Here is an 18,634-nt window from a genome sequence, read left to right as displayed (position 1 = left end):
TTGAGAAGATATACCGGAGGAAGGGATGCGAGTATTGAAGTTTGGCGGTTCATCACTAGCTGATGCAGATCGCTTTTTAAGAGCGGCAGACATCATTGCCAATAACGCTCAACAAGAAGAAGTGGCGGTTGTTCTTTCAGCCCCAGGTAAAACAACAAATAAGTTGGTTGCGGTCATTGAAGGCGCGTTGCGCAATGGTGAAGCAGAGCTGCAAATAAAAGAGTTGGATGAATCGTTTAAAACGCTATTCACTCAAATCCAAGCAGTACTACCCAATATTGATGGCTCAGCTTTCGATAACCAAGTGAAAACCTCGCTATCTCAATTACGTCAATTTGTTCACGGCATCAATCTATTAGGTATGTGCCCAAACAACGTAAATGCACGCATTATCAGTAAAGGTGAGCGTGTTTCCATTCAGTTGATGAAAGCTGTCTTGGAGGCGAAGGGACAACAAGCGAGCTTGATCGATCCTGTCGAGTATCTGTATGCCCAAGGTGATCATCTTGAAGCTATGGTTGATGTGGATATTTCAACGCAAAACTTCCGTCAAAACCCCCTTCCTCAGGGCCACGTGAACATTATGCCGGGCTTTACAGCTGGCAACGAAAAAGGAGAGCTTGTCACGCTGGGTCGTAATGGCTCTGACTACTCGGCAGCGGTTCTTGCAGCTTGCTTACGCGCAGACTGCTGTGAAATCTGGACCGACGTTGATGGTGTATATAACTGTGACCCACGTTTAGTCGAAGATGCTCGCCTACTTAAATCACTAAGCTACCAAGAAGCGATGGAGCTTTCTTATTTTGGTGCTTCCGTTCTGCACCCGAAAACCATCGCCCCTATTGCTCAATTCCACATTCCATGTCTGATCAAAAACAGCTTTAACCCTCAAGGTGCAGGTACTCTTATCGGCCAAGATACTGGTGAAGATAATCTTGCGATCAAAGGTATTACAACACTTAACGACCTAACCATGGTTAACGTATCAGGCCCTGGTATGAAAGGCATGGTAGGCATGGCGAGCCGTGTATTCGGTGCGATGTCGTCTGCTGGTGTATCTATTGTTCTGATCACTCAGTCTTCTTCTGAATACAGCATCAGCTTCTGTATTGAGGCTGAAGATAAAGCGAAAGCGCAGCAAGTGCTGGCAGATGCGTTCGAGCTAGAACTGAAAGATGGCTTACTAGAACCGGTCGAGTTTATTGATAATGTTTCAATCATTACGCTTGTTGGTGACGGTATGCGCACATCGCGTGGTGTGGCTTCTCGCTTCTTCTCTTCTCTAGCTGAAGTGAACGTGAATATCGTAGCGATAGCACAAGGCTCATCAGAACGTGCGATTTCTGCCGTTATTCCAGAAGACAAAATTTCTGAAGCGATCAAAGCGTGTCACGAAAACCTATTCAACTCGAAACACTTCCTCGATGTGTTCGTTGTTGGTGTTGGTGGTGTGGGTGGCGAGCTTGTGGATCAGATCGAGCGCCAACAAGTCAAACTGGCTGAGAAAGGCATTGTGATTCGAGTTTGTGGCTTAGCAAACAGCAAAGGTCTTTTGCTTGATAGCGAAGGCTTACCGCTTGAGCACTGGCGTGATCGTATGTCAGCAGCCACAGAAGAGTTCAGCCTAGCGCGTCTGATTTCTTTGGTACAACGCAATCATATTATCAACCCAGTATTGGTTGATTGTACGTCCAGTGAAGACATTGCTAAACAATACGCCGATTTTCTAGCGGCAGGTTTTCATGTTGTAACACCAAACAAAAAAGCAAACACAGCAAGCATGGCGTACTACCATCAGCTTCGCGATGTGGCTCGTAGCTCCCGTCGTAAATTGATGTATGAAACAACCGTAGGTGCAGGCCTACCGGTTATTGAAAACTTGCAAAACCTGATTTCTGCAGGTGATGAACTGGAGCGCTTCAGCGGTATTCTTTCCGGTTCTCTTTCTTATATTTTCGGTAAGTTAGATGAAGGAATGAGCTTAAGTGAAGCGACGAATATCGCAAAAGAAAATGGCTTTACTGAACCAGATCCTCGTGATGATCTGTCTGGTATGGATGTCGCGCGTAAGTTGTTGATCCTAGCTCGTGAAGCGGGCATGTCACTAGAGCTTGAAGATGTTGTTGTTGACCAAGCGCTACCGCCAGGTTTTGATGATTCAGGCAGTGTTGATGAGTTTATGGCGCGTCTCCCAGAAGCGGACGCCTACTTCAAAGAGTTATCAGCTAAAGCAGCAAAAGAAGGCAAAGTACTGCGTTACGTTGGTGAAATTAACGAGGGCAAGTGCACAGTAAGCATTGCTGCGGTGGATGAAAACGATCCGATGTATAAAATCAAAGACGGTGAAAACGCACTGGCATTTTACAGCCGTTACTACCAGCCAATCCCACTTGTGTTGCGTGGCTATGGCGCAGGTACTGAGGTAACGGCTGCGGGTGTATTCTCTGACGTGATGCGTACTTTAGGTTGGAAACTAGGGGTATAACAAGAATGAGTTCAAGTGATATGGATGTAGTGGTTTATGCCCCAGCATCAATTGGTAATGTAAGTGTTGGTTTTGATGTGTTGGGGGCGGCGGTGTCCCCAGTGGATGGGACCTTGCTAGGTGACAGAGTGCAAGTTAAGGCAGGGACTGAGCCGTTCAGTCTGAAAACTGCGGGTAATTTTGTCTCTAAGTTGCCTACAGAGCCAAAAGAAAACATCGTTTACGATTGTTGGCTGGTGTTTTCTCGCGAGCTAGATAAAAAAGGTGTTGAGCTAAAACCACTTGAAATGACGCTAGAAAAGAACATGCCAATAGGCTCAGGTTTAGGCTCAAGTGCATGTTCTATCGTGGCGGCGCTGGATGCCTTAAACCGATTCCATGGTCAACCGCTGAATGAGACTGAGCTGCTAGCACTGATGGGGGAAATGGAAGGCAAAATCTCTGGTGGTATTCACTATGATAACGTCGCGCCGTGTTACCTTGGTGGTGTCCAGTTGATGCTTGAAGAGCTTGGTATCATCAGTCAAGAAGTGCCTTGTTTTGATGATTGGTACTGGGTCATGGCGTATCCGGGAATCAAAGTATCAACAGCAGAAGCGCGTGAGATCCTACCATCTCAATACCGCCGACAAGATATCATCGCTCATGGTCGTCACCTTGCGGGCTTTATTCATGCGTGTCATTCTGGTCAGCCAGAGCTAGCTGCAAAAATGATCAAAGACGTGATCGCAGAACCGTATCGTGAGAAACTGCTTCCGGGCTTTGCGAATGCACGTCAATACGCTGCATCAGCAGGTGCGTTAGCAACCGGTATTTCTGGCAGTGGTCCAACACTGTTCAGTATTTGCAAAGAGAAAGATGTCGCTGAGCGAGTTGCTCGCTGGTTAGAACAGAACTACGTACAAAACGAAGAAGGATTCGTCCACGTTTGTCGTCTAGATAAGCAGGGTTCGAAAGTAACAGGAAGTGAGCTATGAAGCTTTACAATATAAAAGAAAATGATGAACAAGTTTCCTTTGGCCAAGCCGTTCGTCAAGGGTTAGGCCGTAACCAAGGTCTATTTTTCCCATCGGAATTACCAAAGTTTGAAGACGTTGATGCGCTACTGGCAGAAGACTTTGTTTCTCGTAGCACTAAGATTTTATCAGCGTTTATCGGTGATGAGCTGGCGGAAGAGCAAGTCAACGCGCTTGTGGACGCAGCGTTCCAATTCCCGGCGCCAATCAATCAAGTCAAAGACGGTGTTTACGCGTTAGAGCTTTTCCATGGTCCAACGCTGGCATTTAAAGATTTTGGCGGTCGCTTTATGGCGCAATCTCTTGCGGCGGTATCGGACGGTGGCAAGATCACCATTCTGACTGCGACTTCTGGCGATACTGGCGCAGCCGTTGCGCACGCTTTCTATGGTATGGAAGACATCAACGTTGTGATTCTTTACCCGAAAGGCAAGATCAGCCCACTGCAAGAGAAGCTATTCTGTACGCTAGGCAAGAACATTCACACTGTCGCGATCGATGGCGACTTCGATGCGTGCCAGGCTCTGGTTAAGCAAGCTTTCGATGATTCCGCACTGCGTGAAGAGATCGGTCTGAATTCTGCAAACTCAATCAACATCAGCCGTTTGATGGCGCAAATCTGTTACTACTTTGAAGCAGCTGCGCAAATGAGTAAACAAGAGCGTGAAAACCTAGTCGTGTCTGTACCAAGTGGTAACTTTGGTAACCTAACTGCTGGTCTACTGGCAAAAGCGCTGGGTCTGCCGATCAAACGCTTTATCGCTGCAACTAACGCTAATGACACGGTTCCGCGCTACCTAGAAACAGGTAAGTGGGAGCCAAAACCAACGGTTGCAACGACATCGAACGCGATGGACGTGAGTCAACCGAACAACTGGCCGCGTATCGAAGAGCTCTGCCGAGTGAAAGAGTGGGGCCTAGAGACTCTAGGTAAAGGCGCGGTTTCAGATGAGCAAAGTGCACAATCTGTGAAAGACTTGTACTCATTGGGCTACCTATGTGAACCGCACGGTGCGATTGCTTACCGCGTTCTTGAAGAGCAACTGCAAGATGGTGAAACCGGTCTGTTCCTATGTACTGCGCACCCAGCGAAGTTCAAAGAAGTGGTGGATGACATTTTGCAATCTGACATCGAGCTTCCTGCACCGCTAGCGAAGCACGCGGCAATGGAACTGCTATCGGAAGAGCTAGACGCAGACTTTGATGCATTGAAACAAGTACTGCGCCGCGTACAGTAATTATTAAAATGATGAACGACGAAAGGTGAATGAGCAATCATTCGCCTTTTTTATTGTCGGTAAGTCTCGACTCTCTTTATGATTGAGAAATGAACTTAAAGATGGAAATAGAAGCATGCATTTTTTGATTTTTCTAGGCTCAGTAAGGGACAGCACACCGCCACGACCAGCCCGCTTGGGCATGCGAGTGAGTAGAGCTTGTGAAACGTTGTTTAAGAATCAGTATTCGCAACATACCGTCGAAATCATTGACCCATTGAACTACGACTTTGACGACGTGTTTAAGCCTGAGTTTGCTTACCATCGCGCTAAAGTGCCAGCCCACTTGAGAGAACTGGCAGACAAAATTAAAAGTGCCGATGGGTACGTGATGGTCAGTCCGGAATATAACCATTCGATGAGTCCTGCCTTGGCTAATATGCTTAACCATTTTGGTAGTTCGCTGTTTTCTTATAAGCCAAGTGCTATCGTGACCTATTCTGCTGGACAATGGGGTGGTGTTCGAGCTGCTGTGTCGATGCGTACCTTCTTATCTGAACTTGGATGTTTACCTGTCTCGGCGATGATTCACATTCCGAAATCGCAAGAAGTGTTTGACGAACAGGGTGTCGTTGCGGATGAATTGCAGCAGACGCAGTGGGACAGCTATATGAATCGCACAATACATCAACTCATTTGGTGGGCAGAAGGCGCTTCACAACAAAGAGAAAGGCTTGACCCAACCTCACTGGCTGAAGTGTTTAAGAAGGATCCGTCACAGAGAAATGCTCCGTAAAGGAACAGAACGGTTAGATGCATGGAAAAACAAAAAAAGCTTGGCCATTGAGACCAAGCTTTTTAAATGTGAGTAAGTCGATTTTATTGAGATTATAGCGTCTCAGTAAAAGTACGAGCGATGACATCACGTTGTTGCTCTGGAGTTAGCGAGTTGAAACGTACTGCGTAACCAGAAACACGGATTGTTAGCTGTGGGTATTTCTCTGGGTGTGCAACTGCATCTTCTAGTGTTTCGCGTTTAAGCACGTTCACGTTTAGGTGTTGACCGCCTTCGATGCGAGGAGCTGTTTCGATTGCTACTTCACGGCTTTCGTATTCACCTAGATCGCTGATTGCGATAACTTGGTCTGCTTCGTAGCCAGCAGTTGCAGCAACACAACGAGCTTCATTTTTTTCGCTATCTAATAGCCAGATAGAGTTTAGTAGGTCGTCGTTTGCCGCTTTTGTAATTTGGATACCTTGGATCATCACTATCTCCTAGACCACTTACGTGGTGATTATTGGTGTTAATTTTCGAATTTTCGTTGAGCTGAGTATTATATAGCTAATATCCACTATTTTAATATTGATTTAAGTCAAAAAACAACCAAAAACATTATTTTTATTAAGGTAATTTTGTTGAGTTAAATCAATAAAACCTTTGAAAATAAACTAATTACAATTTATTTGATAATATAAAAAATATTTAATAACTCATTTTGTTGTAAATTTACTACAAATTGAGCTTAAAGTTTAAACTGATTAACGCAACTATCTGTATTTAGGTAGCAATACTGAAAGTCTAAAGTGATTAAATGACAAACATGAAAAACAAGCTTGGGAATAAACTCATTGGTGCACATGTCTCTGCTGCTGGTGGGGTCGACCAAGCGCCGTTGAGAGCTCGCGAAATTGGCGCGAATGCGTTCGCACTATTTACAAAAAACCAACGCCAGTGGGTGGCGAAGCCTTTAGAAGCAAAAACCATCAGTGCGTTTAAAGCGAACTGTAAAATGCTGGGTTTCGGCGCAGAACATATTCTTCCCCATGACTCTTATCTAATTAACTTAGGTGCACCAGAAGCGGATAAGTTGGATAAGTCACGCGCTGCATTCATCGATGAGATGGAGCGTTGTAATCAATTGGGTTTAACGTTGCTGAACTTTCACCCTGGGAGCCACTTAAAGAAAGTCTCGGAACAGGAGTGTTTAGCGACGATCGCAGAGTCGATCAATCTTGCGCACAAAGCGGTGCCGAATGTGATCGCGGTAATCGAGAATACGGCTGGTCAGGGTACAAACCTAGGTTGGAAGTTTGAGCATCTTGCTGAAATCATCGATCAAGTGGAAGACAAAGAACGTGTTGGTGTATGTCTCGATACTTGCCACACGTTTACCGCCGGTTACGATCTGCGTACTAAAGAGGATTGTGAGCATACCTTTGCTGAATTCGACCGTATTGTTGGGATGCACTATTTAAGAGCAATGCATCTAAATGATTCAAAAGTTGAGTTTGCCAGCAAAGTGGATCGCCACCACTCATTAGGCAAAGGAGAGATCGGGTGGGATTGCTTTGAGTACATCGCTAAAGACCCTCGATTTGATGGTATCCCTCTGATTTTAGAAACAATTGATCCGGACATCTGGCAGCAAGAAATCAACGCACTGCGTCAGTTTCATCTAGCGGCGATAGATAACCAATGATGTGATCACAGAGTTGGCACCTTTCTTTCTTAGCCACTTAAGTCAATTTGAATTAAGAAAGAAGGATGCCACTATGTCTCGACCACTCTCTTTTGCTTCTTACGCATATAGCCGCCGCGTGCTTCGTTTGCCGATGCCTAATCGTCACATTACAGGACAGGGACATTTTCGAACGCCACAGAAGCATTAGTCTTTTATTACTGTTCTCAAGTTCGTGGTAAGTTTTTGTTTGTTTGGGTTTCGCTCGTTAGAATAGAAGCAAAATTTAGGACAGGAACTTTCCATGAATCAGTCACCCACTTGGCACGATGTGATCGGCGAAGAGAAAAAACAGAGCTACTTTGTAGACACTTTGAATTTTGTAGAAGCAGAACGCGCCGCAGGCAAAGCGATTTTTCCGCCAGCGAAAGATGTCTTTAATGCGTTTCGATTTACCGAGTTTAACGATGTTAAAGTAGTGATTCTGGGACAAGACCCATACCATGGTCCAAATCAGGCGCATGGTTTGTGCTTTTCCGTTCTTCCTGGAATCAAAACGCCACCATCACTCGTTAATATGTATAAAGAGCTGGCTCAAGATATTGAAGGGTTCCAGATCCCTCAGCATGGATTCTTACAAAGTTGGGCAGAGCAAGGTGTATTGTTGCTCAATACGGTATTGACGGTTGAGCAAGGTAAAGCGCATTCACATTCAAAAACGGGGTGGGAAACGTTCACTGACCGAGTGATTGAAGCGATAAACCAGCATCAGGAAGGCGTGGTGTTTTTATTGTGGGGCTCTCACGCTCAGAAGAAAGGGCGCTTTATTGATCGCAATAAACATCATGTGTTAGCCGCACCACATCCATCACCACTCTCAGCACACCGAGGTTTTTTTGGTTGTAAGCATTTCTCTCAAGCAAACCAGTTACTTGCCTCGCAAGGAAAAGCACCAATCAACTGGCATTTGCCATTAACTGTATAAAAGAAGAGACAGCGATAATGCTGCCATTATCGCTGTTTTTTTGAGCACGCTCGAGGCTGATGGCAAATTTCTCATGTACACTTATTAAAAGTAGGTGTTAAGGAGAGACGCTATGATGATCGAAAGAATTCGACGCGAACACGGCTATATGGTTCGTCTGTTGGCGATACTGCGCCATAAACTTAATGAGATAAAAGAAGAACGTGCGATCAACTACGCATTAGTAAGCGAGATAGTTGATTACCTCTCTAATCATTCAGAAAAAGTTCACCATCCGAAAGAAGATATTCTCTATCACCACTTTCTTGAGCACTATGGTAAGCAACAGACCATGGAAAACTTAGAGAAAGAACACCAAGAGCTAGCAAGTAAAACCAAAGAGTTTGCTTCCTTGATAGAGATGATCCTGCAGGATGCTGTTGTGCCTCAAGACATGTTTGTGGCCCACCTAGAGGACTTCATTGAATCACAAAGACGCCACTTGGAGTTAGAGGAGCGAAAAATCCTGCCTCTCATTGAGGAGCTGTTCACTACCGAGGATTGGCAGCATGTTGAAAGCTTATGGAGCGTCAGTGAAGATGACCCAGTTTTTGGTGACACCATTGCCGATCGTTATAAACAGTTAGCTGAACGTGTGCGTCAAAGTGATGCTGAGTATGTTTAAGTGTGTGCGATAAAACCTGAGCGAGCGAAAGTATCACTCGGGTTTGTTAGCTGCATTTCTTATTTATTGAGAATTGGACGTAAATTTATCGTTTGCGCTTCTCGACCCAAAGACAGGAAAATTCTTATTGAGTAATAACGGTACTCATACTCAAATCCTGGCGCTTAAACTCAAGTCGTTTACCCGTTACTGTAAACAAAAACAAAAGGCACCCTTAAGGTGCCTTTTGTTTGAATTAGAGTTTAATGTCTTCCAAGTTGTAGTCGGTACAGGCATCAAGTTCGCGTAGCTCTTTAAGCAAATTGCGCCTGTCGTTCATCTCTTCTATTTCACGCCACTTTCGCTTTACTGGTTTGGCACGAGATTTGGTTGTTGAGGTAGTATCCAGATTAAAAATGTCATCTAGTTGAAAGCCTTCCATAAGCCACCTTTACCTTTCTTAAGCTAAACTGTTGTAACCAGTCCTTGTGGAGTTTTTTAAGTACCACAATAGCCGTGAGAATAACCATGATATATTTCGCATTTGTGTCGGTAGCATGACATTTTCGTGCAAAAATATTCTCAAAATCACACTTTTCATGGCTATGTGGTGGCTAAAAAATGCACAAACGATCTCAAGAAAACGATTAAATAGAGAGATTTTCAATGTTAATTCGATTTGGCGAGTGGGGAGACAGTGCAAAGGTCAAAGTTGCATAAAACCAGTTTGATGAAATAGTGTTCAATTAGATGGTAAGGCACTAGAGCAAATTTATGTAACACCTTGTGAATACTAGCTTGGTCTTAATTATATGGGTCTCCGTTCTGTTTGGTGGGCGATAATTATTTATGTTGGCATTTGGTAATTGAAATGTTGCGGTTTATGGGTGTTAAGTCTTCCAATTATGTTATTTTTTGGTGACTTTATAGTGAAAAATAACAATGTTATTATCATGATTGCATATTGATTTTTGCGCTCCTAGGTTGCATTATCCGCCCGTCAAAAAATACGCTGGTACGTAAAATGGATGCATGAAGCGACGTTTACGATTCTAGATTGCCCATAAACATTACTTAAAAAGCTAAGCACACTTTGACACTTAGCAGGCAATTTGGTGGATGGCTTGGACGCATAGACCGGCGCAACTCACTTTGAGGTACACATGACAGACTTAATCAATTTGATGAACGATCTCCTTTGGGGTTCGATTCTGGTTTATCTTCTTGTTGGTGTTGGTATTTACTTCACCGTTCGATTAGGGTTCATTCAGTTCCGCCATTTCGGCCACATGTTCTCTGTTCTTAAGAACAGTCGTAAAGCAGACAAAGCTGGTATTTCTTCTTTCCAAGCGCTTTGTACTAGTCTTGCTGCACGTGTTGGTACAGGTAACATGGCGGGCGTTGCAGTTGCATTGACTGCAGGTGGTCCTGGCGCGATCTTCTGGATGTGGCTGATCGCAATGCTTGGTATGGCAACGTCGTTTGCAGAGAGTACTCTGGCGCAGCTATACAAAACCAAAGATGATGATGGCAACTACCGTGGTGGTCCTGCCTACTACATGGAAAAAGGCCTAGGCATGCGTTGGATGGGCGTATTGTTCTCAGTTTTCCTAATCATCGCTTTTGGTTTGGTATTCAACGCTGTACAAGCTAACTCAATTGCAAATGCAATGAGCACCGCATTTGGTTGGAGTGACCTGTACGTTGGTATCGCGGTTGTAGTACTGTCTGCGATTGTAATTTTCGGTGGTATCAAGCGTATCGCAAAAGTCGCAGAGATGATCGTTCCGATCATGGCGCTGCTTTACTTGGCTCTAGCACTGTTCATCATGTTCTCTAATCTAGAGAAGCTACCTGATGTATTAATGCTTATCTTTAAGAGCGCATTTGGTCTGCAAGAAGCGGCGGCTGGTGGTCTTGGCTACGCGATTGCACAGGCAATGATTAACGGTATTAAACGCGGTCTATTCTCGAACGAAGCGGGTATGGGTTCTGCGCCAAACGCGGCGGCTTCAGCAACGCCTTACCCACCACACCCTGCATCTCAAGGTTATGTTCAGATGCTAGGTGTATTTATGGATACGATCGTTATCTGTTCAGCGACAGTGGCTATCATCCTGATGTCAGGTGAGTATGTCGGTCAAGCAACAGAAGTGACGGGTATCGAGCTAACTCAGCGTGCATTGAGCTCGCAAGTTGGTGATTGGGGTGGCATCTTTGTTGCCGTGGCAATCTTCTTCTTTGCATTTACATCAATCATCGCGAACTACTCGTACGCTGAAACGAACCTAATCTTCCTAGAGCACAACCATAAGGCGGGCCTAAGCATTTTCCGCGTTGTTGTTCTTGGTATGGTGATGTTTGGTGCACTTGCTTCGCTCCCAGTCGTATGGTCACTTGCTGATGTTTCGATGGGGCTGATGGCGATAGTCAACTTGGTGGCAATCATCTTGCTATCTGGCATCGTGATTAAGCTAGCAAAAGATTACAACCGCCAACTTGGTGAAGGTAAAGTACCAACGTTTGATGCGAATGACTTCCCTGAGCTGAAATCTCAGCTTGAAGAAGGCATTTGGTACAACGATAAAAAAGACTAAGTGAGCTATCACTCATAGTTGAAAGCTATTAGTACGATGTAAAAAGCCATGCAGACAATGCATGGCTTTTTTTGTACCCTATTAAAAAACAAAATTAGAGAAGGGAAAGTCATGCTTATCGTAGTTTCTCCAGCGAAGACTCTTGATTACGAGTCTCCGTTAGCGACAGAAAAATTTACTCAACCTGAGTTGGTCGAATACTCAAAAGAGCTTATCGATGTTTGCCGCAAACTGACTCCTGCTGATGTTGCCTCTTTAATGAAAGTGAGCGACAAGATTGCCGATTTAAATGTGGGCCGATTCCAAGAGTGGAGTGAAACGTTTACCACGGAAAACTCACGACAAGCCATTCTTGCATTTAAAGGTGACGTTTACACAGGGCTAGACGCCGAAAGTTTATCTGAAGCGGACTTCGAATATGCTCAAGATCATCTGCGTATGCTATCGGGTCTTTATGGTTTACTAAAACCACTTGATTTGATGCAGCCATACCGTCTTGAAATGGGTACCAAGCTTGCAAACGACAAAGGTACGAACTTGTACCAGTTTTGGGGCAATGTTATTACGGACAAGCTTAACGAAGCGATTTCTGCTCAAGGTGATAACGTCCTTATCAACCTTGCATCAAATGAATACTTTAAAGCGGTGAAGCCAAAGAATTTAGATGCGCAAGTGATCACGCCAGTATTCAAAGATTGTAAGAATGGCCAATACAAGGTCATCAGCTTCTACGCGAAGAAAGCGCGCGGCATGATGGCGCGTTACATCATCGAAAACCGTATTGAGAGTGTGGCAGACCTGACTAAGTTTGATACGGCGGGTTACTACTTTGTTGAAGATGAATCGACACCAACAGAGTTAGTATTTAAACGCGAAGAGCAAAACTAAAACTGATTGAGACGTAGTCTACGTTAATCTCAATAAACACAAACGAAAAAGGGTTGGCAGTGCCAACCCTTTGTTATGTTTTAGCTTAGGCTATTTCGCCCCAACAAGATTACTTCTTCTTAGCGGTTTTCTTTTTCGCTGGCTTCTTCTTGTCTTCTTTTTTCTTTTTCTTCTTAAACACAGGTTTTTTGTGTTTCGGACGCATCTCTTTTACGAAACGCTCTTTGATGTCTTCTTTCACGTAACGTGCAACGCGATCCATCATTGGTTGGTCGTGCGCTTCTACGATAGAGATAGCGTTACCTTTCTTACCCGCACGAGCCGTACGGCCAATACGGTGAAGGTAAACATCAGCCGTGCGTGGCATGTCGTAGTTGATAACGTGTGATACATCTGGAAGATCGATACCACGCGCAGCAACGTCCGTCGCGAGCAGCACGTTCACAGTACCATCGCGGAAGCGAGAAATCGCATTGTTACGACGATCTTGAGGCATTTCACCTTGAATCCAAGAACATGGAATCTGTGCGCTCTCAAGCTGCGCTCGTAGCTCTGCCAAACGCTCACGTGTCTTCAAGAAGACGATGGTGCGTTCTGCTTGCTGAGTAATAATGTGTTTTAGTAATTCAAGCTTGTGTTCTGCATCATCAGCACGGTGGTACCACTGAGCAATCTTCTTACGCTCACGCAGTGGCGATTTTGCATCAATTTCTGCTGGGTCATTCAACAGATCAGCGGTAAAGCCTTCTACGCCTTTACCCTCTAAAGTTGCTGAGAACAGAAGGGTTTGTTTACGCCAGCGGCACTCGTTAGATAGACGATCAACAGTAGGAGCAAAACCCATGTCTAGCATACGGTCTGCTTCATCCAGAATTAACCATTCAATCGCACGGCAATCAAAACGCTCTGCATCAATGTATTCTTTTAAACGGCCAGGCGTTGCAACCACAATGTCTTGTGTTGTCGCAAGGATATCGGCGTGCTCTTGGTATTGAACACCACCTGTGATGGTGAAAATGTTCAGTTTAGTGTTTTTTGCCAAAGCTCGTGCTTGATCGGCAATTTGCATCGCCAATTCGCGCGTCGGCGTTAGGATCAAAATACGCGCAGGTCCAGGCTTGCGACGAGGGAAGTCTTGCAAGTATTGCAATGCTGGCAGAACGAAGGCTGCCGTTTTACCAGTACCTGTTGGCGCTGACGCTAGAATGTCACGACCATCCAACGCTTGTGGAATCGCTTCTGCCTGAATTTTTGTTGGGCGTTCATAACCCATCTCTTCAATGGCTTCAAGTAGGTTTTGGTCTAGATCAAGTTCAGCAAAGGTTCTGATCACAATGAGTTCTCCACAAGCAAAGCTTGGTTAATGGTTCGCCACAACAGCATAGAATACAAAAAGGTCGCACATTATAAAGTGATTGGTGATAAGGATCACATGTTATTTCACATCTTAAGATAAAACTCGCGGGTTAATTGGACGAAATCGTCACTGTAACCGTCATGCGAATGAATTATTAAATGTGATTCTTGAGTATCGCAAGGCTGCTTCGCCAGTTCAAATAACAGTCGATGTACCGATTTCTTTTCTGATGGCTGTACACGACAGACTCGCGATAGATGCCAACCTTGGTGTAATGCTAGTTCAATAAACCGTTCGCCTTCGGTGATTGGTAACACAAAATTAGCTTTCCCTTGTTCATCAAGCAACTGATAGCAACGTTGTAGCAATGCGTTGTGGCGTAGCGTATCAGTGTGCCTCGCGGCTGCACGTTGACTGTGTTTCGATTGCTCGCCGCTGTTGAAGTAGGGCGGATTACAAATGATGCGTTGGAATGGATGCGTCGGCGTAAAGTCTAGTATGTCGGAATGATGCACACTCACACGATCTGACCAAGGCGACTGAACTACATTTTTTTGCGCAGCTTCAATAGCTGTTAATTCAATATCGACCGCGGTTATTTGAGCTTCTGTAAAGCGTTGGGCACACATCAGGGCAAGCAACCCGGTGCCAGTGCCAATATCGAGAATTTGAGTGTTGTTCGGGCTTTGAATCCAAGCACCAAGCATGACCCCATCAGTGCTGACGGGCATACCACTCTCGCCGCCCTCAATACAAAATTGCTTAAAATTGAAGCCTTTAGTTTTCAGTTTTTTGCTCTTCATGATTGTTTTATGTTTGCTCAATAATTAAGTGAATTTCTCTATTGTTTCTTAATTGTATAGATTGTTGTTTTGTTGGTTATTAAATTGTATTGTTAATTGATCGAGATAAAGAACTGGTCTGTTGTTTAGAACTGGTTATATCCACTGCTTTTAAGTTTGAAAGCTAAATTAATATGGTGTTTTTTTCTTAAAGGTTGCCAAATGATGAGTCTTTCGTCATTATGCGGCGAAAATTTTATAGATTGAACCACGTGTACTTATTGACTTTAGGTATACAAAAAGTGGTCTAAGCATACACAACATTCATTAATTAAAAGACAAGGGTTATCTGTGAAGCAGACGTTAAAACTAACAGATATTATCGCAGTAGGCTTTATGCTATTTGCGTTCTTTTTAGGTGCTGGTAATATCATCTTTCCACCTCTAGCGGGTCAGCTAGCCGGTGAAAACTTAATGCCAGCGATGTTTGGTTTCTTGCTAACAGCGGTAGGTCTACCTCTTATTACTATCGTTGCTATTGCTGTTGCTGGTGGTTCTTGGGATCACTTAACGCAAGACCTTCCGAAAAAAGCAGCGGTTATTATGGCTGCGTTGATCTTCATCATCATCGGTCCTGCGTTTGCTGCGCCTCGTACTGGCCTAGTGGCTTACGAGATGGCGGTGAAACCTTTCTTCCTTGAAGCGTCACAAACGCATCTCACTGCATTTTCAGTGATCTTCTTTATTGCGGCGATGATGTTCTCATGGTTCCAAGGCCGTTTGATTGATCTTATCGGTAAAGTACTAACGCCGGCATTGTTCGTGGGTTTGATCATTCTTGCTGTCGCGGTATTTATTGATCCTCAAGGTGACATGCTGGGCGCGCACGGTGAGTACTTAACGCAACCACTGACCAAAGGCTTCCTAGAAGGCTACAACACAATGGATACGTTCGCGTCATTGATGTTTGGCATGCTGATGGTTGATGCACTGCGCGGTAAAGGCATTACTGAGCGTTCTGCAACCACTAAGTATCTAATCTATGCAGGTTGTATTGCCGCTGCCGGTCTTGCGTTTGTTTACATCTCACTATTCTACTTGGGCGCGACGAGTGCAACTGTTGCTGCTGGTGCAGATAACGGTGGTCTGGTACTTAGCCAATACGTTCAAGCGCTGTTTGGTCCATACGGTCAAATCGTTCTGTCTGTCATTGTATTACTAGCGTGTTTGACAACGGCTATTGGCTTGATTTCTGCGTGTTCTGACTTCTTCAGCTCGAAAACGCCACTGTCATACAAGCAATGGGTACTTATTAACGGTTCTGTTTGTGCGTTGGTTGCGAATGTCGGCCTTGCACAACTGATTTCTCTGTCAGTGCCAGTATTGTTTGCGCTGTACCCTGTGGCGATTGCGTTGGTTGCACTAACATTTGTACGCAGCAAACTGCCAAATCCACGTTTTGCTTACCGCGCGGTACTGCTTGTATCTCTGCTGTTTGCGTTGGTTGACGCGGCAAAAGTATCGGGTGTTGATGTTTCTGCGTTTAACATGCTGCCACTATTCGAAGTGGGCATGGGTTGGGTGCTTCCAACATTTGCGGCTATCGTGTGCATGTTCTTCATCGCGAAACCTCGTCCAGAGCTAGCACAAGAAACAGCGTAATAACTTCGCACTATCAAGATATTAAAAAGCCCGATGAATGACTTAATCGGGCTTTTTATTTTTTATCTTTGAAGCGTTCACACTATTAAAGTGTGTCGTGGAACTCTACAAGAACTTGTTCACACCATTTTTCGATGCGCTCATCACTCAGTTCGTACTGCGAGTCTTCATCTAACGCTAGTCCAACAAACTTGCTGCCATCTTCAATCAGTGCTTTCGATGCTTCAAATTCGTAGCCTTCATTTGGCCAGTAACCGATAAAGGTTGCGCCGGTCGCTTGTAATTCATCGTGAAGTAAGCCCATCGCGTCCAAATACCACTCACCGTAGCCTTCTTGGTCACCCAGACCAAACAGCGCGACAACTTTACCTTTTAATGGTGTTGTTGCGATGTCTTGCCAAATCGCGTTCCAATCTTCTTGAATTTCACCAAAGTCCCAAGTTGAGATGCCAAGGAGTAATAAGTCGTAGTCCGCCATTAGTGATAACGGTGTCTCTTTCACATTGTGAATGTCGACAAGGTCTTCACCAATAATGGTACGAATTTTCTCTGCTGCCATTTCGGTGTAGCAGGTCGTTGAGCCGTAAAAGAGTCCGATTTTCATTATATTCATCGTTATTTGTGTTGCTGTTGTGGAAGATTCTAACCATAAATTGAGGAAGATTGCAGCGAATATCCTAAGCGGGATGATTTTTTTATGGTATTGGATCGGCAGGTGCCTTAATCTAAATACTGTAAATATAAACAGATAAGGAAGCGTTCATGACGGCACAACAGCCTGTCAATCAACAAGATTTTTCGCTTGTTGAGCAATTCTTAGATGCGATGTGGATGGAGCGTGGGCTATCAGAGAACACGCTGGCTTCCTATAGAAATGATTTGATGAAGCTGCTCACGTGGATGGAGAAACATCGCTACCGTCTTGATTTCATTAGTTTGTCTGGCTTGCAAGAATACCAAAGCTACCTTGTAGACTTGGATTACAAGCAGACGTCCCGTGCGCGTATGTTGTCGGCAATTCGCCGTTTATTCCAATATCTGCATCGTGAGAAAGTACGTGCTGATGATCCGAGTGCGCTCTTGGTCAGTCCTAAACTGCCACAACGCTTGCCCAAAGATATTAGTGAAGAGCAAGTGGACGCCTTGCTCGAAGCGCCAGACCCGAATGATCCTGTGGAATTGCGGGATAAAGCGATGCTGGAACTATTGTATGCGACTGGTTTGCGTGTGACGGAATTGGTCAGTTTAACTATGGAAAACATTAGTTTGCGTCAAGGAGTTGTACGTGTCACAGGTAAAGGCGGTAAAGAGCGCTTAGTGCCAATGGGGGAGAACGCGGTAGATTGGATCGAGACGTTTATTCAACAAGGGCGTCCTGCGTTACTTGGTGATACATCATCTGATATTGTTTTTCCTAGCAAACGCGCAAGGCAAATGACTCGTCAGACGTTTTGGCATCGTATTAAGTACTATGCTTTGATAGCAGGGATTGACACTGAACAGCTGTCGCCGCACGTACTGCGTCATGCCTTTGCCACGCATTTATTGAACTATGGCGCAGATCTCAGGGTCGTACAGATGCTATTAGGACATAGTGACTTATCGACCACGCAAATTTATACTCACGTGGCGACTGAACGATTGAAGCAGATCCACAGTCAACACCACCCAAGAGCATAACAATGGTTAGATTCATCCATGTCTTCTTGGAAAAACGATTTTATATTAAGGTGAATTTCATGAGCGTATTACGCCGACTAACTCTGCTGACTTTACCATTTTTTGTTACCGCGTGTGGTGCAGAAGAAAGTCAGGCTAAAACGGACACTCCTGCACAGCAAGTGGCACCAGCTGCGCAAAGCAGTTTTGATGAAGCAGCATTAAAAACTAAGTTCTCAAAGCTTGGTTTATCTATCGTTGATATTCAGCCATCAGAAGTTGCTGGTTTATTGGAAATCCAAACTAATGGTGGGATCTTGTTTGCTTCAAATGATGGTAGCCATTTTATCGCCGGTACGCTTTATGCCATCAATGACGATGGTAGTTACAAAGATGTCATTGCAGAGCGCCAAGCGCCGCTTAATGCGGAGAAAATCGCGCAGTTCTCCGATAGCATGATTGAATACAAAGCCGACGATGAAAAATATGCTGTGACGGTATTTACTGATATCACTTGTGGTTACTGTGTGCGTCTGCACAGCCAAATGCAAGGCTATAACGATCTAGGCATTACAGTGCGTTACATGGCTTACCCTCGCCAAGGTGCTACTGGCCCAGTAGCAGAGCAAATGGCAACGATTTGGTGTGCTGAAGATCCAAAGTCGGCAATGCACAACGCGAAAGTGAATCGTACGTTTGATAACCCTGCGAAAGACTTAAAACAGTGTAAAGAAACCATCCAATCACATTACAATCTAGGTCGCCAATTGGGAATTTCTGGTACGCCAGCGATCTTCTTACCGAATGGCGAAATGGTTGGCGGTTACCTACCACCTGCAGAGCTATTGAAACGTTTAAAGCAACAATAATCCTTTAGGAGCAGA

General features: G+C 44.7%; 17 protein-coding genes. 12 read left to right on the top strand and 5 right to left on the bottom strand.

The genetic code is table 11. The features are described from left to right. Positions 1 to 25: 25 nt before the first annotated feature. The 4 genes from thrA to L3V32_RS14895 all read left to right on the top strand — a co-directional run bounded on the left by thrA (position 26) and on the right by L3V32_RS14895 (position 5,514). Entirely contained in the window at positions 26 to 2,485 is a 2,460-nt protein-coding gene (thrA, locus tag L3V32_RS14910; RefSeq protein ID WP_047009098.1) for a bifunctional aspartate kinase/homoserine dehydrogenase I, read from the top strand. 20 nt (positions 2,486 to 2,505) lie between these two features. Beyond that, complete coding sequence (gene thrB / locus L3V32_RS14905) at positions 2,506 to 3,462, top strand: homoserine kinase (protein ID WP_041852994.1); 957 nt, start codon at positions 2,506 to 2,508, stop codon at positions 3,460 to 3,462. After that, a complete protein-coding gene (thrC, locus tag L3V32_RS14900; RefSeq protein WP_006742682.1) occupies positions 3,459 to 4,739 on the top strand; it encodes a threonine synthase in 1,281 nt (426 codons plus the stop codon). Before thrB ends, thrC begins: the two co-directional genes overlap by 4 nt. A gap of 115 nt (positions 4,740 to 4,854) precedes the next feature. After that, positions 4,855 to 5,514, top strand: a complete 660-nt coding sequence (locus L3V32_RS14895; RefSeq protein ID WP_237284620.1) for an NADPH-dependent FMN reductase — start codon at positions 4,855 to 4,857, stop codon at positions 5,512 to 5,514. A gap of 92 nt (positions 5,515 to 5,606) precedes the next feature. On the opposite strand, the gene grcA is transcribed toward L3V32_RS14895, so the two are convergent. Next, complete coding sequence (gene grcA / locus L3V32_RS14890) at positions 5,607 to 5,984, bottom strand: autonomous glycyl radical cofactor GrcA (protein WP_005381814.1); 378 nt, start codon at positions 5,982 to 5,984, stop codon at positions 5,607 to 5,609. A gap of 326 nt (positions 5,985 to 6,310) precedes the next feature. Between grcA and nfo the strand changes: the two genes are divergently transcribed. The 3 genes from nfo (at position 6,311) to L3V32_RS14875 (ending at position 8,826) form a co-directional block, all read left to right on the top strand. Continuing rightward, positions 6,311 to 7,198, top strand: coding sequence for a deoxyribonuclease IV (gene nfo, locus L3V32_RS14885; RefSeq protein ID WP_046873969.1), 888 nt, complete (start codon positions 6,311 to 6,313; stop codon positions 7,196 to 7,198). A gap of 283 nt (positions 7,199 to 7,481) precedes the next feature. Then, positions 7,482 to 8,162 (top strand): uracil-DNA glycosylase, encoded by a 681-nt coding sequence (ung, locus tag L3V32_RS14880; protein ID WP_005396298.1) that lies wholly within the window; start codon positions 7,482 to 7,484, stop codon positions 8,160 to 8,162. 112 nt (positions 8,163 to 8,274) lie between these two features. Continuing rightward, positions 8,275 to 8,826 (top strand): hemerythrin domain-containing protein, encoded by a 552-nt coding sequence (locus tag L3V32_RS14875; RefSeq protein ID WP_005396296.1) that lies wholly within the window; start codon positions 8,275 to 8,277, stop codon positions 8,824 to 8,826. Positions 8,827 to 9,061: 235 nt separating this feature from the next. Here L3V32_RS14875 and L3V32_RS14870 read toward each other — a convergent pair whose 3' ends face one another. Further along, a complete protein-coding gene (locus L3V32_RS14870; RefSeq protein WP_005396294.1) occupies positions 9,062 to 9,247 on the bottom strand; it encodes a DUF3545 family protein in 186 nt (61 codons plus the stop codon). Between the two features lie 721 nt (positions 9,248 to 9,968). Here L3V32_RS14870 and L3V32_RS14865 point away from each other — a divergent pair. Next, positions 9,969 to 11,402 carry a sodium:alanine symporter family protein gene (locus L3V32_RS14865; protein WP_005396293.1) on the top strand — a complete coding sequence of 478 codons (1,434 nt, stop codon included), beginning with the start codon at positions 9,969 to 9,971 and terminating at the stop codon, positions 11,400 to 11,402. Positions 11,403 to 11,513: 111 nt separating this feature from the next. Next, positions 11,514 to 12,290 (top strand): peroxide stress protein YaaA, encoded by a 777-nt coding sequence (yaaA, locus tag L3V32_RS14860; RefSeq protein WP_005396292.1) that lies wholly within the window; start codon positions 11,514 to 11,516, stop codon positions 12,288 to 12,290. 109 nt (positions 12,291 to 12,399) lie between these two features. Here the strand turns inward: yaaA and srmB are convergent, their stop codons facing one another. Beyond that, the gene (srmB, locus tag L3V32_RS14855; RefSeq protein ID WP_005396291.1) at positions 12,400 to 13,623 is read right to left on the bottom strand and encodes an ATP-dependent RNA helicase SrmB; all 1,224 of its coding nucleotides are present in this window, start codon (positions 13,621 to 13,623) and stop codon (positions 12,400 to 12,402) included. 107 nt (positions 13,624 to 13,730) lie between these two features. Beyond that, a complete protein-coding gene (locus L3V32_RS14850; RefSeq protein ID WP_237284619.1) occupies positions 13,731 to 14,450 on the bottom strand; it encodes a tRNA1(Val) (adenine(37)-N6)-methyltransferase in 720 nt (239 codons plus the stop codon). A 330-nt stretch (positions 14,451 to 14,780) separates the two neighbouring features. Here L3V32_RS14850 and brnQ point away from each other — a divergent pair, with 330 nt between their 5' ends. Continuing rightward, entirely contained in the window at positions 14,781 to 16,091 is a 1,311-nt protein-coding gene (brnQ, locus tag L3V32_RS14845) for a branched-chain amino acid transport system II carrier protein (RefSeq protein ID WP_006742676.1), read from the top strand. 85 nt (positions 16,092 to 16,176) lie between these two features. Here brnQ and fldB read toward each other — a convergent pair whose 3' ends face one another. Beyond that, on the bottom strand, positions 16,177 to 16,695 hold the full coding sequence (gene fldB, locus L3V32_RS14840; RefSeq protein WP_005397338.1) for a flavodoxin FldB: 519 nt from the start codon (positions 16,693 to 16,695) through the stop codon (positions 16,177 to 16,179). 158 nt (positions 16,696 to 16,853) lie between these two features. Between fldB and xerD the strand changes: the two genes are divergently transcribed. Further along, entirely contained in the window at positions 16,854 to 17,771 is a 918-nt protein-coding gene (gene xerD, locus L3V32_RS14835) for a site-specific tyrosine recombinase XerD (protein ID WP_005397336.1), read from the top strand. Positions 17,772 to 17,830: 59 nt separating this feature from the next. Continuing rightward, positions 17,831 to 18,619, top strand: a complete 789-nt coding sequence (dsbC, locus tag L3V32_RS14830) for a bifunctional protein-disulfide isomerase/oxidoreductase DsbC (RefSeq protein ID WP_012842135.1) — start codon at positions 17,831 to 17,833, stop codon at positions 18,617 to 18,619. Positions 18,620 to 18,634 lie beyond the last annotated feature (15 nt).

Source organism: Vibrio sp. J2-4 (assembly GCF_021728155.1).
GTDB classification, from domain to species: domain Bacteria; phylum Pseudomonadota; class Gammaproteobacteria; order Enterobacterales; family Vibrionaceae; genus Vibrio; species Vibrio diabolicus.
This window is presented reverse-complemented; position numbering and strand designations above follow the sequence as displayed.

Bases quoted from the DNA above. Each gene is read 5' to 3' on its own strand.
- thrA (WP_047009098.1), top strand. From the start codon at position 26: ATGCGAGTATTGAAGTTTGGCGGTTCATCACTAGCTGATGCAGATCGC.
- thrB (WP_041852994.1), top strand. From the start codon at position 2,506: ATGGATGTAGTGGTTTATGCCCCAGCATCAATTGGTAATGTAAGTGTT.
- thrC (WP_006742682.1), top strand. From the start codon at position 3,459: ATGAAGCTTTACAATATAAAAGAAAATGATGAACAAGTTTCCTTTGGC.
- L3V32_RS14895 (WP_237284620.1), top strand. From the start codon at position 4,855: ATGCATTTTTTGATTTTTCTAGGCTCAGTAAGGGACAGCACACCGCCA.
- grcA (WP_005381814.1), bottom strand. From the start codon at position 5,984: ATGATCCAAGGTATCCAAATTACAAAAGCGGCAAACGACGACCTACTA.
- nfo (WP_046873969.1), top strand. From the start codon at position 6,311: ATGACAAACATGAAAAACAAGCTTGGGAATAAACTCATTGGTGCACAT.
- ung (WP_005396298.1), top strand. From the start codon at position 7,482: ATGAATCAGTCACCCACTTGGCACGATGTGATCGGCGAAGAGAAAAAA.
- L3V32_RS14875 (WP_005396296.1), top strand. From the start codon at position 8,275: ATGATGATCGAAAGAATTCGACGCGAACACGGCTATATGGTTCGTCTG.
- L3V32_RS14870 (WP_005396294.1), bottom strand. From the start codon at position 9,247: ATGGAAGGCTTTCAACTAGATGACATTTTTAATCTGGATACTACCTCA.
- L3V32_RS14865 (WP_005396293.1), top strand. From the start codon at position 9,969: ATGACAGACTTAATCAATTTGATGAACGATCTCCTTTGGGGTTCGATT.
- yaaA (WP_005396292.1), top strand. From the start codon at position 11,514: ATGCTTATCGTAGTTTCTCCAGCGAAGACTCTTGATTACGAGTCTCCG.
- L3V32_RS14850 (WP_237284619.1), bottom strand. From the start codon at position 14,450: ATGAAGAGCAAAAAACTGAAAACTAAAGGCTTCAATTTTAAGCAATTT.
- fldB (WP_005397338.1), bottom strand. From the start codon at position 16,695: ATGAAAATCGGACTCTTTTACGGCTCAACGACCTGCTACACCGAAATG.
- xerD (WP_005397336.1), top strand. From the start codon at position 16,854: ATGACGGCACAACAGCCTGTCAATCAACAAGATTTTTCGCTTGTTGAG.
- dsbC (WP_012842135.1), top strand. From the start codon at position 17,831: ATGAGCGTATTACGCCGACTAACTCTGCTGACTTTACCATTTTTTGTT.